The 16,424-nt window shown below is 29.7% G+C and carries 14 protein-coding genes; 12 read left to right on the top strand and 2 right to left on the bottom strand.

The genetic code is table 11. From position 1 onward, the window contains the following. Positions 1-46 precede the first annotated feature (46 nt). The 6 genes from DRZ96_RS08295 to DRZ96_RS08270 all read left to right on the top strand — a co-directional run bounded on the left by DRZ96_RS08295 (position 47) and on the right by DRZ96_RS08270 (position 5,662). Positions 47-700 carry a response regulator transcription factor gene (locus DRZ96_RS08295; protein WP_112890279.1) on the top strand — a complete coding sequence of 218 codons (654 nt, stop codon included), beginning with the start codon at positions 47-49 and terminating at the stop codon, positions 698-700. After that, positions 688-1,560: a sensor histidine kinase gene (locus DRZ96_RS08290; protein ID WP_112890278.1), complete on the top strand. Its 873-nt coding sequence runs from the start codon at positions 688-690 to the stop codon at positions 1,558-1,560. Before DRZ96_RS08295 ends, DRZ96_RS08290 begins: the two co-directional genes overlap by 13 nt. Positions 1,561-1,648: 88 nt before the next feature. Continuing rightward, the gene (locus DRZ96_RS08285) at positions 1,649-2,326 is read left to right on the top strand and encodes an ABC transporter ATP-binding protein (protein ID WP_112890277.1); all 678 of its coding nucleotides are present in this window, start codon (positions 1,649-1,651) and stop codon (positions 2,324-2,326) included. Beyond that, complete coding sequence (locus tag DRZ96_RS08280) at positions 2,289-4,790, top strand: ABC transporter permease (RefSeq protein WP_112890276.1); 2,502 nt, start codon at positions 2,289-2,291, stop codon at positions 4,788-4,790. The genes DRZ96_RS08285 and DRZ96_RS08280 overlap by 38 nt, the downstream gene beginning before the upstream one ends. 13 nt (positions 4,791-4,803) lie before the next feature. Then, the gene (locus DRZ96_RS08275) at positions 4,804-5,061 is read left to right on the top strand and encodes a hypothetical protein (RefSeq protein WP_112890275.1); all 258 of its coding nucleotides are present in this window, start codon (positions 4,804-4,806) and stop codon (positions 5,059-5,061) included. A 262-nt stretch (positions 5,062-5,323) separates the two neighbouring features. Beyond that, entirely contained in the window at positions 5,324-5,662 is a 339-nt protein-coding gene (locus tag DRZ96_RS08270) for an SdpI family protein (protein WP_112890274.1), read from the top strand. Positions 5,663-6,462: 800 nt separating this feature from the next. Here DRZ96_RS08270 and DRZ96_RS08265 read toward each other — a convergent pair. Both DRZ96_RS08265 and DRZ96_RS08260 read right to left on the bottom strand, forming a co-directional pair. Further along, complete coding sequence (locus DRZ96_RS08265) at positions 6,463-7,371, bottom strand: DMT family transporter (RefSeq protein ID WP_236587183.1); 909 nt, start codon at positions 7,369-7,371, stop codon at positions 6,463-6,465. 56 nt (positions 7,372-7,427) lie between these two features. Further along, complete coding sequence (locus DRZ96_RS08260) at positions 7,428-8,435, bottom strand: potassium channel family protein (protein WP_112890273.1); 1,008 nt, start codon at positions 8,433-8,435, stop codon at positions 7,428-7,430. 150 nt (positions 8,436-8,585) lie between these two features. Between DRZ96_RS08260 and DRZ96_RS08255 the strand changes: the two genes are divergently transcribed. The 6 genes from DRZ96_RS08255 to DRZ96_RS08230 all read left to right on the top strand — a co-directional run bounded on the left by DRZ96_RS08255 (position 8,586) and on the right by DRZ96_RS08230 (position 16,378). Next, the gene (locus DRZ96_RS08255; RefSeq protein WP_112890272.1) at positions 8,586-9,176 is read left to right on the top strand and encodes a TetR/AcrR family transcriptional regulator; all 591 of its coding nucleotides are present in this window, start codon (positions 8,586-8,588) and stop codon (positions 9,174-9,176) included. A gap of 99 nt (positions 9,177-9,275) precedes the next feature. Then, positions 9,276-11,069, top strand: a complete 1,794-nt coding sequence (locus DRZ96_RS08250; protein ID WP_112890271.1) for an oleate hydratase — start codon at positions 9,276-9,278, stop codon at positions 11,067-11,069. 87 nt (positions 11,070-11,156) lie between these two features. Further along, on the top strand, positions 11,157-13,235 hold the full coding sequence (locus tag DRZ96_RS08245) for a P-loop NTPase family protein (RefSeq protein ID WP_112890270.1): 2,079 nt from the start codon (positions 11,157-11,159) through the stop codon (positions 13,233-13,235). Next, positions 13,232-14,437 (top strand): hypothetical protein, encoded by a 1,206-nt coding sequence (locus DRZ96_RS08240; RefSeq protein ID WP_112890269.1) that lies wholly within the window; start codon positions 13,232-13,234, stop codon positions 14,435-14,437. Before DRZ96_RS08245 ends, DRZ96_RS08240 begins: the two co-directional genes overlap by 4 nt. A gap of 14 nt (positions 14,438-14,451) precedes the next feature. Continuing rightward, entirely contained in the window at positions 14,452-16,101 is a 1,650-nt protein-coding gene (locus DRZ96_RS08235; protein WP_112890268.1) for a vWA domain-containing protein, read from the top strand. Positions 16,102-16,171: 70 nt separating this feature from the next. After that, the gene (locus DRZ96_RS08230) at positions 16,172-16,378 is read left to right on the top strand and encodes a hypothetical protein (protein ID WP_112890267.1); all 207 of its coding nucleotides are present in this window, start codon (positions 16,172-16,174) and stop codon (positions 16,376-16,378) included. Positions 16,379-16,424: the final 46 nt, after the last annotated feature.

The raw sequence follows: 16,424 nt of genomic DNA, 5'->3' as shown, positions 1-16,424 counted from the left end.
TTTTATTCTGCTATAATTAGGGTTGTAATTGAGGGAGAGCATTTCATTGAAAAAAATTTTAATAATTGAAGATGATAAAAATTTAAATAAAGGACTTTCTATAGCTCTAGATAAAGAATATGAGGTTTTTTCTGTAAACACAATTAGTGAAGCTAAAAATTTTATTGATGATGCGGATTTGATTTTACTTGATATGAACTTACCAGATGGAGATGGGATTGAAATAATAAAATATACCAGAGAAACTTCATCAATTCCTATAATAGTTTTATCAGCCATAGATCTAGAAGCATATATCATTTCAGCCATAAATTTAGGTGCAGACGACTATATAACAAAACCTTTTTCTTTGGGAATATTAGAGGCAAAGATAAAAAGAGCTTTTGAAAAAATAGTGTCTAGTGATTTAAATCTTTATAAGAAAGATGGTCTAGACTTTAATTTCAATGAAAATACTTTCTATGTAGATAATAAAAACATAGATCTCACAAGGACAGAGACAAAAATTTTATACTACCTGATAAAAAACAAGTCTCAAGTCATTACTAAGGAATTACTATTTGATTTTGTTTGGGGAATAGATGATGAATTTATTGATCAAAATACATTGAGCGTCAACATTTCTAGAATAAGAAATAAATTAAAGCCCTATGACCCAATAGAAACAGTCTTTGGAGTTGGATATAAATGGAATTTTTAGTAGGCATTCTAGTAATTGTAATCGGAATTCTTTTATATAAATATATTGTCTTGAGAGGTGAAATGCGTGAACTCTCAGACTATATTGATAAGGCTTTGGATGGAAATTTAGAAATTACAGAATTTGATGAAAAGGAATTATCTAAAATAAAATCAAAGCTCATTAAGTTTTTGTATGCCAGCCAAGTAAAAGAAGCGAAAATAAATACAGAAAAAAGTAAAACAAAAGATTTAATAGCAGATATATCACACCAAACCAAGACACCCATTACAAACCTTTCTTTATACATTAGTCTCTTAGAAGATGATCCGAAAGATGAGTATCTTGAAATTATAAAGTATGAACTTAATAAACTAGAATTTTTAATTCAAAACCTAGTGAAATCTTCTAGGCTCGAATCCGATATTATTTCCTTACAAAGACATCAAGCAAACTTAAAAGACATAGTAGAAGATGTTTTGAGAGAATTTAAAGTAATATTAGATGAAAAATGTATAAGCATAAATTTAAAAGACGAAGACTTAATTTTCAATTTGGACGAAAGATGGCTTAAAGAAGCTATCCACAATCTTGTAGATAATGCTATAAAATACTCGCCAAATGGTTCTACTATTAATATTTCAGTTTATAAATCTTACCTAAACTATAATCTAGACATAGAAAATGAGTGCAAAGACCTATCAGAAGAAACTTTGCCAAAAATATTTGAAAGATTTTATAGAGGAAAAAATTCAGTTTCCAAGGACGGTTTGGGTTTAGGTCTATATATAGCCAGAGAAATTATAGAAAAACATGGTGGAAATATAAGAGCGTCTTTGGACGAAAATAGAATAAAATTTTCAGTAGACTTCCCCTTGTGAGAAGTCTTTTTTCTTACAAAACTGTAAGAAGTCTTGTAAGTACTTTGTAAGATATGAATGTTATATTAAATGTAAAGAGGTGATAGATATGTTAAAAGTAGAAAAATTAAAAAGATATTATAAATCAAATGACGTGGAAGTAAGAGCTCTTGATGGAGTATCTTTCGATGTGGAAAAAGGAGAATTTATTTCTATAATAGGAGCATCTGGATCTGGTAAATCAACCCTATTACATTTACTAGGAGGACTTGATTATCCTACAAGCGGGAAAGTTTTAATTGATGGTACTGACATTTATGGATTAAAAGATGATGAGAGAACTATTTTTAGAAGAAGAAATATTGGTTTTGTCTTTCAATCATATAATCTTTTGCCCATGCTAAATGTATATGAGAATATAATTATTCCCTTTGGTCTTGATGGGGACAAAGTAGATAAGAAATATGTTGATTCCGTAATAGACATTCTAGAGATAAGTGATCAAAAATATAAAATGCCTAATGAATTATCTGGTGGACAGCAACAAAGAGTTGCCATAGCAAGAGCCTTGGTTACCAAACCATCTTTAATACTAGCTGATGAGCCTACTGGTAATCTGGATTCAAAATCTTCTTCCCAAGTTGTTTACCTACTAAAAAAGATTAATAAAGAGCTTGGAAATACTATTCTTATGATTACTCACGATGATGCCGTCGCTCAAGCTGCAGAAAGAACTTTAAGGATAGAAGATGGAAGGCTGGTGGAAAATAATGAAAGTCAAAAATAAAGCTTATATAAGGAGGCTTGCAAAAAATATTTTAAATGCTAATAAAAGTAGGAGAAATATTCTCTTATTGGCTATTGCTTTGACTTCTATATTATTTACAAGCCTATTTTCCGTAGCCTTAGGTTTAGGAAAGAGCATGGAAATCCAAACGATGAAAACTATTGGTACAATCAGCCATGGCTCTTTTAAAGAACTTTCTGACAAAGACATAAATATTTTATCCAAGGATAAAGACATAAAGGAATTTTCAATAAGAGAGAAAGTTGGTATTCTTGATGATGAGAAAATAAGTGCAGAACTATCTTATATGGACAAAAATGGATATGAATGGTCGCTAATAGAAAAAGTTAAAGGGAAATTTCCAGAAAAAGAAAACGACGCATTTATAGATTTAGTAACTGCAAAAAAGTTAGGTTATAAAGGTGAAATAGGAGAAGAAATAGAAGTTCCTTTTAAAATAGAAAAAGCTAACACAGGAGAGATTATCGAAAAGAAAAGTGATAAATTTATTATTTCTGGAACCTTTCAAAATCCTATTGATTCCAATGTTGGTGTAGGACAAATCTATTTATCAAAAGCTTATGTAGATAAATCATCCCTTCCAGAAAATAATAAAGATTTGGAAGTAATGCTAAAGAATTCCTTTATGATAAGGGATAAACTTTTAAAAATTGCAGAGAGAAATGGTTATAAAGTGGTAGATGACCCTGGAAATCTATCCGACAAAGAAATAAGAATTGGTGTTAACTTTGCTTATATTTTTTCTGGTGATTCTAGTTTTGATTTTAAAACATTTCTACCCTTCTTAGCTTTTTTGATTTTGGTAATAGTCGCAGGATACTTAATAATAAACAATATTTTTAAGATATCCGTAAATGAGGATATTAAGCTTCTGGGACTTTTAAAAACAATTGGAATGACAAAGCCACAAATCAAAAAACTTATTCATCTAGAGTCTTTAGCAGTCGCACTTCCTTCAATAATAGTTGGAGATATAGTAGGGATTTCTATTGGAAAAGTTATTTTAAATAAAATATTTGCAAATAATGAGATGTTAACGGATGTAAAATTATCACTCATGGTAATAATCTTAATTATCTTATTTTCGACAGCCTTTACTTTGCTTACAGTATTTCTATCGGTGATGAGACCTGCAAGGTATGCAGCAAAAGTTTCTCCAATAGATGCCAGCAGATACAATGAAACCACGATAAAAAAGAAATATAAAAGCGAGAATATTTCTCTAGGAAAGCTTGCTAGAAGACAAGTATTTTCCAATAAATTTAGATTTATATCCATAGTTCTTTCTATTAGCCTTTCTGCAGTTATTTTAAACAGCGTTTTAACTTATACCGGTAATATTGATTTAGAAAAGGGCATTTCAGATGTAATCGTAACTGACTATAATATAGCAAGCCCAAAATATTTTAGATATATGTACTTAGATAGTGAGTATGGAATTGACAAAAAGTATATTGATGAAATAGAAAAACATAAGGGTTATAAAAGTGGGGGAGCTTTATACTCCTCTGGTTATGAGTACACTTATCCAAAAATTAAAATAGAAGATAACAAAGTTGCACCACTTCTATTTGGTATGGATGACTACTTAATAAACAAACAAAAATTTATAGACGGAGACTTGGATAAAGAAAAATGGCAAACAGGAAATTATATTATTATAGGAGAATATGGAGATAAAAAATCTCCATTTAAGGCTGGCGATAAAATAAAGATTAATGTCAAAAATAAAGTCAAAGAAGTCCAAGTGATGGGGAAAGTTGAATATAATTTTTCAAATGGTCTTAGATATTTTCCTGTAATTAAGGAAGATATAAATGACGAATCTAGTCCTACTTTAAGTTTGGATTATATTTATATGAATCCGAATGAGTATAAAGAGCTCACAGGCGATAATAGTATAATGTCCTATGGATTTGATGTAGAAGATAGCGAAAAGGAAAATTTTGATAAGTTATTAAAATCTTTTGAAAATGAACCAGGATTTTCCTACGATTCAAGGGATCTTCAGATCAAATCTACAATGGAATTCAAAAACCTAATAGAATTTGCTGGTTACAGTCTATCTATAGTATTATTCTTAATATCTGTACTGAATTTTATAAATGTTATTGCTACTGAAATTTTGAGAAACATGGTTAACTTATCAATTCTTGAAGCAATTGGAATGACAAAGAAAAAGATTAAAAAATATTTGGTGAAAAAGAATTTGATCTATTCTTTATGTGGCTTAGTATTTTCTTTCATCATTATGCTTCTTGTAGATAAATTTATATTGATGGATTTTATGGCAGCAACTAAGTGGACTTCCTATAAATTTGTAATCATGCCACTTATGCTTGTAAACTTTGTAAATATAATTATTGGGATATTATTTACAGGTAGATTCTATGAAAAGCATAGCCAAAATAGTCTTGTAGATAGAATAAGAAGTTTAGAATAATAGAGGAGGTTTTATGAAAGAAAATTTAAGCAAGAAGATATTTCTACTTGGACTCGTAATATTTGTGATTTCCTACCTACTGCCAATAGACATTTTTGAAAGCTATACAAGTTTAAGACCAAATGGACTCACATCAATGTTTGTCTGCCCAATTATTGGACTAATAGGTTTAATATTTGGGCTAAAGGAAAAGGACAGATTATTTATAGTATTGAATATTATGTTAATCTTATTACTGCCTATAGCAATGTTTGTAGGTCATCTAATATAAGTAATGCGACTTAAACAAGAAAATAATAATCTAAACAGCTCTTTTGAGGGCTGTTTTTTCTTAGTTCTAAAATGATATAATAATTATAAGATGTTTATTTATTGACATATTCCCACATACAAGGCTTTTGAAAAAATTACAATTTTATTCATACTGATCACTCAAGCCATTGTGAAGCAATTTGTTTATTGTCAAGAAAATAAGATTATAGGTTATAATAGTGTTGAAAATAGTAGCTTTTAGGATTTTTAGAGGGTTTTGTATGAATTTTGAAAAAATTGTAATTAGTTTATTACCTATAGTAGGGTTGTTTTTATCTTTCTTTTATAAGTATAAAGCAAATGGAAATATCAGTAAGTATAGTGGATTTAGAACAGCATTAAGTATGAAATCAAAAGAAAACTGGAATTATGCCCATAAATATGCTGCTAAACTTTTGCGCATATATACTATATTTTTTATATTACTAAATATTATAATAATATTTAGTAATAGTCTAACTAATACAACTATGACAATCATAGTTGTATTGCAAATGCTATTCTACTTCATCATTGGATATAAAGTTAATAATGCTTTGGTGAAAAAAGAAAATAGTTAGAATCTATTAAGAATTAAAAAAAGATAAAGTTGTGTATATTGAAAATGAAAAAAATAAACCGGTAATACAGGGTGACGAGATTGAGTCTAGGGGTGTAGTATTAATTCTTATAATTTTAGCTGCTAATGCAAATGTTGTATGAATACAAATGTAAATACAATCATTAATGCTAATGTAATAGCGAAGGTAAGCGGTGGCTTAAATTACAAATTAACGAATATAAAAGATTATAGTTTATGATGAAAATCTTAAAGTAATATTTAAATCTTCAGTTTAAGTTGAAATAGAAAATTGATAAGAATAAAAACTAAATATCCAATCAAACTAACAGAACCCGACATGCCTTTTAAAGCGGTATAGATCGGGTCTTTTAATTGCAAAAATTGCCCTACTACGTATGCTCAGCTCTTGTTCATTAGGAATTACACCATAAAAATCTGAATATAGAATTGCGACCAAATAGTTGGACCAAAAAAGGACAAATGCTTGAATGGATTATAGATAATTGTTTGAATTAGAATCAGATCAATACTTGAATAAATTACAGACAAATACTTGAATATAAATATGAAATTTTAGCTATACTGACAACTTAAGCCATTCAGAATCCGTGGCTCTTCTACTAAGAATATAAAAGAGAATTATTAATGATTTTCATAAAGTTTAAAGGCACTTACATCATGTAGGTGCCTTACTTATTATAAAATATACTTATAAATTTTTTATTCTTTTTCTTAAGAGCTTTAAATCAAAGTCAAAAGTTAAAAACAATATATTTTACTTAAAATATTATTAAATAGTTATTCTTTAGATTTATCTTTAACTGACAGGTAAACTGTTAACAAAATACAGAAGAAACCTGCTAATTCTACTAGAGTGAATCTCATTCCTAAAAATATAGATGCTAGTAGGGTAGCTGAAGCTGGTTCTAGACATCCTATTAGGGTTGCCTTAACTGGTCCAATGTGTTTAACTCCTTCGAGGAAGGCAGAAAAGCCTCCAGCAGTACCAACTATAATTATTACTGCAATCATTAACCAAGCTGTGAAGTCAAGATCCTCAGGTATGATCCAAGCTTTAGTTATTATAGATATAACTAGGCCACCTATTAGCATTCCCCAGCCAGTTACAAGTATATTGCCCCATTTAGAAATGATTGGTCGAGAAAAAAGTGTGTAGGTTATGACTCCAGTTGCTGAAAGTAATCCAAAAATAAGTCCTGCAGGAGATATAGTCATGTTTCTGGGATTACCACCAGTTGAGATTAAATAGGTTCCAAAAACTGCAAGAAAAACTGCGATTACTTGTGAAATTTTCATTTTAGTTTTTGTCACTATGGACATAAAGACAATCATTATGACCACGTTAAGACTCTGCAATACTGTGGCTGTTGCAGAATCGGAATATTTTATAGCACTGACAAAGGTATACTGACACATTAAAAGTCCAAGGATTGCAAAGGCAAGAAGCCACGAAAGGTCCTTTGGTTGAGTCCAAATTTTTAGAATATTATTTTTTCCTTCTTTATTCTTAATAGTAGATATAATTAAAAGAACTATACCTGATAGAAGCATTCGAATAGCTGTTAACCAAGCTGAATCTAGTTCATAGTTCATAAAAAGATATTGACTGCATACGCCTGATATACCCCAGCTCATTGCACCAAATGATGCAAAGAACAAACCTCTCATGGTATTATTCTTCTCCAATAAAATTTCCTCCTTATATTTCTTATATAATTTTGTTTTAAGAAATAAGTTAAAACTTATTTCATTTCATCTCCTAAATTTTTAAGTTTATCAATTTGCTCTTCTCTTCCAAGGATTATAAGAACGTCTCCAATTTTAAAGGTATAGTCTATTGGAGGGTTAAAGAGCATTTTCTCATCTTCAATCTTTTTTATAGCGAGAACAGTTAGACCTGTTTTTCTTGGAATTTCTGCTTCCATTAATGTTTTATTTTCCAGATAAGAACCCCTCTTTACTATAACCTCTTCAAGGTCAAGTTCCACGTCTCCCATTCTTGTAACTACATCAAGAAAAGAAATTATATTAGGACTTATCATTAAAGAAGCCATCCTATTTCCAGATATTTCCACAGCAGAAAGAGTTTTATTAGCACCAACTTTTAATAATTTTTCATTTCCTGATTTTGTAATTGAATTTGCTATTATATATATTTTATCGTTTAAGTTTCTAGCCGTTAGGACTGTAACAATATTATCAACTTCTGTATCTAAAACTGCTAAAAGTCCTTTAGCCTTTTCAACTCCTGCATGAAGCAATACACTTTCTTCTGTTGATTGTCCTTCTACAACTAAAATATTGTGGTGACTGTAATCGTTTAGGTCTTCACGATTATCTGTAATTACTACAAAATCTAAATTTTCAGATATAAATTTTTTTATTATTACTTCTGCAAGCTCTCCTGATCCACATATTATATAGTGATCATTTAGAGAAGAAATCTTTCTATCCATCTTATTTCCCTTCCATAAATCAGAAACCTTACCTTCCACAAACATGGCAACAACAGTTGTAAATACATAACCAACAATACCTACACCTAAAAATATCATTAGAACTGAAAATATTTTTGAAGCGTTATTTGTTGTACCAACTTCACCGAAGCCAACGGTAGACACAGTTATAACTGTCATATATAAGGCATCAACAAGATCTACATCCAATAAAATTTTATATCCCAAGGTGCCTATAATAAGCAAGAGGGAAAATGCATATCCTATAAATTTGAGTTTTCTCTTTTCGTCCATAAGCTTCTCCTATAATTAAGATTATATTATAATTTTATATAAAAGACTAGAATAGTAAATACTTATATTTGTATCATAAATTATCTATTTTAATAATTAATAAAATGGGGAACTATATAATATATGACTAAATTGGAAAGGGGTCCTTTTATGGCGAAAAATTATACGAAAAATCTAATAAAGCAAGAATTTATAAAACTTTTGAATAAAAAGAGTTTACATAATATTACTGTTACTGAAATAGCAAAGCAATGTAAAATAGAAAGAAAAACTTTTTATTATCATTATGAAAATTTACCACAACTTGTTAAGGAAATTTTCGATGAAGAACTTGAAGATGTAATCAAAGAATTTAATGAAACCCTATCTTGGGAAGAGAGTTTTATCTCTGCTACAAAATTTATCTTAGAAAATAAAAAAGTTGTAAAGCATATGTATGAGTCTGATTATAAGGTTGAACTTGAAAAATATATTTTTTCTATTTCAGGCGAGATAATGAAAAAATATGTGAGAAGAGTTGCCAAGGATACAAAAGCTCAAGAAATTGACATAAAACTCATTGCATTTTTTTACCAATGTGCCCTTAGCTCATCACTCATCCAGTGGGTGGCAACTGATATGAAGACAGATCCTAAACTTATTACGCGTAGGTTGGGAAAATTAATGGATGGGAATATATTAGAGTCTTTAAAACGCAGTGAAAAATTAGAAAAACTTACCCAGTCTCTTGAAATTGAGTAAAAGTTACCCAAGAATCCTCTTTTGGGAGATGACACTTTATCAGAACAATGTTATAATAAAGATAGAAGAAATGATAAAGAATTAATCAAGGAGGATGTTATGGAACTAAAAACTCATGATAAAAGATTACAACTTACTAATGGAGATTTTCAAAGATTAGTAAAAGCTAGAAAGCCAGCTGGTATTGAAGAAAAATCTGCTTACTTAGTAGGAACAGGAATTGCAGCACTTACTGCAGCTTGTTTCTTAATTAGAGATGCTCACATGGAAGGTAAAAAAATTACTTTCTTAGAGCAATTAGATATTCCTGGTGGTTCACTTGACGGTGAATACATGGATACTAGAGGATATGTTGCTCGTGGTGGTAGAGAAACTGGAGCTCACTTCGAATGTCTATGGGATATTTGGAGTTCAATCCCAAGCTTAGAAGATCCAGAAATGAGTATTCTTGACTCTTATTTCTACACTAACTACGACGATCCAAACTTTAGTAATTGCCGTATCACTCATAAACAAGGTGAACGTTATGACGATGGTAAATTTAACCTAACTCAAGATCAAGTTAAAGAAATTGCAGAACTTTGCATGACTAAAGATGAACTACTTGAAGATAAGGCTATAGAAGATATTTTCTCAGATGGACTTCTAAACTCAGACTTCTGGACTTATTGGAGAACAATGTTTGCCTTTGAAAACTGGCACTCTGCTCTAGAAATGAAATTATATTTAAATCGTTTTATCCACCACGTTGGAGGACTTACAAATCTATCTGCCCTTAGATTTACAAGATATGACCAATACAATTCAATTGTAAAACCAATGGTTAAATATCTTGAAAATCACGGATGTAAATTCCAATACAACATTAAGGTTACTGATGTTGACTTTGATATTTCAGAAAATAGAAAAGTTGCAACAAAAATCATAGCTGAAGATAAAGATGGAAATGACAAGTCTATAGACTTAACAGAAAATGATCTTTTATTTATAACTAACGGATCTATGACAGAAAACTCTAGTTATGGTGATGATGACACACCAGCAGAACTTAGTGACGAACAAACTGGTTGCTGGGAAATGTGGAAAAACATCGCTAAAAAATCTGATGACTTTGGTAATCCTGAAGTATTCTGCTCAGATGTAGAAAAGAGTAACTGGGAATCTTGTACAGTAACTTGCCACGATGAATCCGTTCCAAAATATATTGAAAAAATTACAAAGAGAAGCCCTTATGGTGGAAAAACTGTAACAGGTGGTATCGTAACTTGTGTTGATTCAAGCTGGTTAATGTCTTGGACAATTAATAGACAAGGCCAATATCCAGAACAACCTGAAAATGATGTTTGTGTTTGGGTTTACGGTCTATTCTCAGATGTTGAAGGTGACTACATCAAGAAGAAAATGAGAGATTGTACTGGTAAGGAAATTACAAAAGAATGGTTATACCACATTGGTGTTCCTGTAAATGAAATTGATGCACTTGCTGAAACTTGTACAGCAGTACCTGTTATGATGCCTTACATCACATCTCAATTTATGCCAAGAAAAGCAGGCGACAGACCTTACGTAGTTCCAAAGGGTGGAGTTAACTTTGCTTTCTTAGGACAATTTGCAGAAACTCTTGATGATCCAGGAAGAGATACAGTATTCACAACAGAATACTCAGGAAGAACAGCAATGGAAGCAGTTTATGTACTTTGCGGAGTAGAAAAGGCTGTACCAGAAGTATTTGCATCAAGATATGATATAAGATACCTTCTAAATGGTATGGTTGCATTATCAGATGGCGAAAAACCACATCTTCCACTTTCACCACTACAAAAGATGAAAGTTGCAAAACTTATTAAAGGTACAGATATAGAAGAAATGTTAAAAGAATTTAATATAATCTAATTATTAATAATAGATTATAAAAAGTTAAAAACTTGGGGCGGTTTAAAAATCGCCCTTTTTTTAACTTGAATATTAGGGAGGATTCTCATGAAGAATAACAACTTGGATAAGCAAGCTATACCTACTTTAGAAGAAATACAAAGATTATACGAAGATATCTTGAGAGAAGATGTGGCTGAAGAAGAATTTTCTAAAGTAGAATCAGGAGAATTTTTTAAAAACTTTAGAAAATATGAAGAAAAACCAGTTAGTATAATACAGGAAAATAATATAATAAAGAAGTACCAAGATTTTTTAAAAGAAGAGAGAAATAAACAAAGAAAAATAATAGAAGAACTTGAAAACTTAATTGAATATGAAATGTTTTTCTTGGAGTTGGAGAGAAATAAGAATAAGGAATTATATAATAGTAATTTTTTCGGAAGCACACCAGCCACTAGGTACAGGGTAAATAAAATAAAAGAATATGAGAGAAAATTAAAAGAGATTATAAACTCATCACCTGATGCCTGGGAGTTTTATTATCATAGACAATTAATGAAAGATATTGAAACTGGTTACAACAAGGGCCTTGTAGAGGTTAAGTATGTGCTTGACGCAAAGAAAAAAATTATAAGTTCTTTAAAGCAAGGCACCCCTGTATATATAGTTGGACATCTAGGTAGTGGTAAAACCCAAATAGCAAGAGAAGCAGCTATTGAATTTACACTAGAAAGTATTATTCAAAAAGAATTAGAAGAAGATTTAGAAAATTGGTTTTTAAAGAATACTAATGCTAATGAAGAAGAGGCTATCGAAAAATTTAAAGAACTAAGAAAATCTAAACTTAAGCACTATAAAAATCTTTTAAGAGAAGGTAATCGTGAAGAAGTAGAGGCAATCTATCCATACTTTATTTCTGGATCCTACAACCTAACTTATGAAGATATGTTTGTAGAAAAAACTCTTTCTCTTGAGAAAGCTTCTTCCAATGAAAGCAATTTGGAACTAATTGATGAAGTTGTAGACCAATACTTTAGTTGGATTAAAGCCCATGGTAAGGACTTAGAAAACCTAGACTCTGAAAAACAGGACCTTATTAAGTCTAAACTTTGGGATAGTATTTCAGAAATTTTTATAGCTAGAAATACAATTTATGGAACTGTAGTTAAGAAGATTAAAAGAGAAATTTTGTTGGCAGTTAAAAATGGGAGACCCGTTATTATAGATGAACTTAACACTATTGCCATGCAAAACTTAATTGCTCTTAATGACATCCTTCAAAGTAAAATTGGATCTAAGGCCTATGTTACAGGTATTGGTCCAGTGAAAATAAAAAAAGGATTTGGTCTCATAGGAACAGGAAACCTATCGACTGAGTCTGTAAGCTATGAAGGTACAAATGAACTAAATCCAGCTTTTAAATCTCGTTTCCAAACAATAGAATATAATTATGTAAATCAGAATACTATTGGTTCCTTAAAAAATCAAAGTGATAATAAGAAAAATGAATTATTTAGAATATTACTTGTGAGACTTGCAGATAACAATGGAAACCTCCATCTTCCAACTCCTAGAAGGACCTTAGAAGAAATATTTAGACTCTCACAACTTTCAAGAGTGACACAAGAAGTATTTATGGGAAAACTAATATCCGAAGAAGGTGAAAACTCATCAGAAGATATTCCTGAACTTAAAGAATCAGTTTTATCACTTAGAAATATTTTAAGAGTTTTAGATAATTGGAATCTTGGAGAAGAAAAAGACTTGAGTCTTGCCTTATGGGATGGATTCATTAGTTCCATAACAAGTCCACAAGACCAAGCCTATATCCTATCTCAAGCTGTGCGATTTGGTTTCTTTAAAGAATCTGAAGGATGGACAATTAGAAACCAAAATCTTGGAAAAGTAACTTTAGAATATGATGAGATAAGAACTAGGCCTTATGAATATACAAGAGGGGAAACTGAATCCTTATCATATCTTGACTTGATCAGGATTTTATTTGGTCCTCAACCAAAAAGAGAAAAATTACCAGCTTATTTTAAAGATTTTATTGATGATATCAAGGATAAAGATAATATTTCTATTGAAGAGTATGAAGATTTGAATAAAAGATTAAATAAGTTAGAACACTCTAAATTTCTATTAGATTATTTAATAGACTTAGGAAAAGAAGGAAAATGAAGTTCTCTATTACTACAAAAGAATTTGAAGAAAACTTAATAAAATTAAGAGAAGAATTAAATAATAGTTTACTAAAAGGCAAGAAAGTAAGTGATGATTTCGAAGACGAATTATTGGAGCTCGAAGAAAAACAAAAGGAAATGGAGAAAGAACTACTGTCTTATTATAGGTCTTATGGTGACAATATCTATAAAAGTAAGATTGAAATTACTTCAATAAAGCTAGAAGGTTCTTTTGATCCTGAATCTTATTTAAAATCTTCTTTAAAAATTGATGAAGACATATTTTTATTTTCCTATATAAACCAAAAACTTCATTTTGCTAGGATACTTGATGAAGGCGTTGAAAGAATAGAATTAAGTCAAGCTGTTAAAAACATTGAAGACCTTATTATTTATATGAAAAAAATTAATGATAATAAAATTTTAGCTTTTTCCATAAGTGGGGGAATTTATATCTTAAGCTATGAAGATATTGACAGTGTTTTTGAGAATATTAATAGCTTAAAGATATATAAATTTAAAACATATTTTAAGGGATTTGAAAATGTGATTAAATTAGGAAATAATAAATTTTTATTACAGACTTTGAAAAATGACCTTACACTATTAGAATTTAATGAAGACTATTCTGACTTTAAATTTATTATTGAGGAGGAGATTTCCATAGAAGAAGATGAAATATCCTCTTTAGTGGGAATAGGAGACTCAAAATTTTTAATGGGCACTAGAGAGGGCTTCCTCATAGAAGGAGAATACAAAATAAATCATATTATCGTGAAGGAAAAGATAAAAATCTTTGAGGGACCTCTTAATAAATTATGGATTTTAGAAAATTTCAATCGTCAAAAAGAATATTGTGCTTGTTTAGGAAATGATGGAAACTTTGCTCTTTTTAATTTCAGAAAAAATAAAATTATAAAATTAAAGAGTGAAAAAATTGCGGGAAAGCTTTTTGAAATAAAAAGCAAGAATGGAACTAGTATCTTCTTAAGTGAAGATGGACTTGTATATGTTCTAGAAGAAAAAATGGGAGAATGGGAGTTAAATGAGGATCTAACGAAACCTGACCTTTTTATTGTAAATGTAATGGCAAAAGATTCATCATCTTATTTGTGTCTTGATATTTATGGTAATTTTTTAAATATTAAAATAGACCACTTGGATTCAATTAAAAAATTATATAATCTAGAATTATTCTAAAGGGAGGGAGATAAATGTTTGGAATTAATAAGGAATCCTTAGATGAAGGAAAATTAAAAAAAGAATCCCAAGAAAATCTCAAAAGTTTTATAGAAAAACAAAAGCAATCTCTCTCTACCTTTACAAGAGAACCAGGACTTAGGTACATTGGATTAGAAAAACTAGAAAAGTTCTCCTTTAAACCCAAGGAAGGTGTACTTTATCTACCCTTATCAGTCTTTATTGAAGAAGATCTAGATAACAGTGAAGTATTGTGGCATATCTACTATGAATTAGCCCTTTATCCAGATTGGAAGAAAAATGCGATTTTTTATTTAGAAAGAGAAAAAGTTTGGAAAAATGAAATAGACCAAATGACTTTTTATATATATAAAAAAGTTAATGAGCTTTTAGAAGAAGACAATAAAATCGAGAAAAAATACTTGAGAGAGTATGTAAAAAAAGAAATTTTAGATTTTTTATTTGAAATTGATAAATATACAAGGTTTTTAAGAGTTCTTGAATCTTGTCCTCAGTATAGAGATGAAGAAGAAAAGGGAAAAATCTTAAATTATATGAAAGAGACAAAAGATAAGGAAGAATTATTTTCCGACCTAAATCATCATGGATTTTCCAAGAGTTTTTTATTCTATAGTCTCTATAAGGACGATGAAAATTATAAATCTAAAATATTAGAAAAATTTGATTCAAGAGTCTTATCTAAATCAATTTATGAATTTTTAAACAAGGAACTTATAAAAGAAATAAATGATGATAAAGGAATAGTAGAAAGAGATCCTCTAATAAAAGCTTTTATATATCCAAGTTTTAAAAAATTTTGGTTAGAAGAAATTGATTCCATGACAACTAGGTCCAGCGATGGCGAAAATGATGGAGAAAAGTTCTTTGAAGAGAGTCAGGATAAATCTCAAGGAAGTAAACTTGAGTCTAGTAGGGAAGATGTAGAAGAAAGTTTAAAAGAACTTATAAATCAAGAACCTAAAAATATATCTTCTTTTGATGAATTTGATGAATCTGATTTAAAGTCCTATGGAATAAGTGAAGATGAAATTGATCTATATAATTTTTACGTAAACAAAACAAAAACACAGAGAGAAGAGATGCGTAAGTTTTGGAAAAAATTAATTGGATCTGCAAAAAAGGAAATAAATGTAGAAAAGAATAGACAAGCAAAAGGGAAGATCAATGTAAATGATTTAATTTATAGTTTTCCAGACTTTGTTGAGGCAGAGCAAAGGGGAAATTATAAGAATCTTAAAATTTTTGATAAAAATTTCTTAGAGTCACAAAATAAATTATTACCAGAAAAAATTGAAATTTCATTTCTAATAGACAACTCTGGTTCAATGAATAAAGAAAAAATCGAAGCAACTAGAAAAACTCTAGCAGTTAGTCTTTTATCTATACAAGATTTTAATAGGTACTTGCAAATTGAAGCGGGAAAGACTAACCAAAAAATTGAAGTTTTAACAGAGTCTTGGTTCTTTGGGAAAAATCATTACAAAATTAAGGATTTTGACGATACCAATGATTTAGAAAAAAGTAAAATAATTTCTTCCATAGTCAAAGTTGATGCAAGTGATGGGACAACAGATGACGGAGCCTGTCTGAGAGAAATCTATAAAAATATAAGCCCTGAGCAAAAAAAGAAGAATAAAATCTAAAAAGGAATATAAAATAATTTTTGAAATAACTGATGGTGCCTCCACTTTTCCTGGAGCAACAAAAGAAATTGTGAAAAAATTAGTGAAGGAAGACGTAGAAATTTATGCAATTCAAATAGGTAAAATCTCACAGATTGATAGTAAAACCTTTAATTATATTTGGAATGACTCCTTCAAATATCCTCACGGAATTATCTTAGGAGAAGAGTTCCACAAATTAACAGAAGAACTTTTAAAAGTTGTCAAAAAGAATTTGAAGTCTATTTTTCATTCATAATTTAAAATTTATAAAAATCTCTTGGTTTATAAAAGCCGAGAGATTT

Source organism: Peptoniphilus harei (assembly GCF_900454685.1).
Taxonomy (GTDB): domain Bacteria; phylum Bacillota; class Clostridia; order Tissierellales; family Peptoniphilaceae; genus Peptoniphilus_A; species Peptoniphilus_A harei.
Note: the sequence above shows the minus strand (reverse complement) of the source record. Positions and strands in the feature narration are given on the sequence as shown.

What these genes read in the sequence shown, in the direction of transcription:
- DRZ96_RS08290 (WP_112890278.1), top strand. Translation starts at nt 688, where the DNA reads ATGGAATTTTTAGTAGGCATTCTAGTAATTGTAATCGGAATTCTTTTA.
- DRZ96_RS08285 (WP_112890277.1), top strand. Translation starts at nt 1,649, where the DNA reads ATGTTAAAAGTAGAAAAATTAAAAAGATATTATAAATCAAATGACGTG.
- DRZ96_RS08280 (WP_112890276.1), top strand. Translation starts at nt 2,289, where the DNA reads ATGGAAGGCTGGTGGAAAATAATGAAAGTCAAAAATAAAGCTTATATA.
- DRZ96_RS08275 (WP_112890275.1), top strand. Translation starts at nt 4,804, where the DNA reads ATGAAAGAAAATTTAAGCAAGAAGATATTTCTACTTGGACTCGTAATA.
- DRZ96_RS08270 (WP_112890274.1), top strand. Translation starts at nt 5,324, where the DNA reads ATGAATTTTGAAAAAATTGTAATTAGTTTATTACCTATAGTAGGGTTG.
- DRZ96_RS08260 (WP_112890273.1), bottom strand. Translation starts at nt 8,435, where the DNA reads ATGGACGAAAAGAGAAAACTCAAATTTATAGGATATGCATTTTCCCTC.
- DRZ96_RS08255 (WP_112890272.1), top strand. Translation starts at nt 8,586, where the DNA reads ATGGCGAAAAATTATACGAAAAATCTAATAAAGCAAGAATTTATAAAA.
- DRZ96_RS08250 (WP_112890271.1), top strand. Translation starts at nt 9,276, where the DNA reads ATGGAACTAAAAACTCATGATAAAAGATTACAACTTACTAATGGAGAT.
- DRZ96_RS08245 (WP_112890270.1), top strand. Translation starts at nt 11,157, where the DNA reads ATGAAGAATAACAACTTGGATAAGCAAGCTATACCTACTTTAGAAGAA.
- DRZ96_RS08240 (WP_112890269.1), top strand. Translation starts at nt 13,232, where the DNA reads ATGAAGTTCTCTATTACTACAAAAGAATTTGAAGAAAACTTAATAAAA.
- DRZ96_RS08235 (WP_112890268.1), top strand. Translation starts at nt 14,452, where the DNA reads ATGTTTGGAATTAATAAGGAATCCTTAGATGAAGGAAAATTAAAAAAA.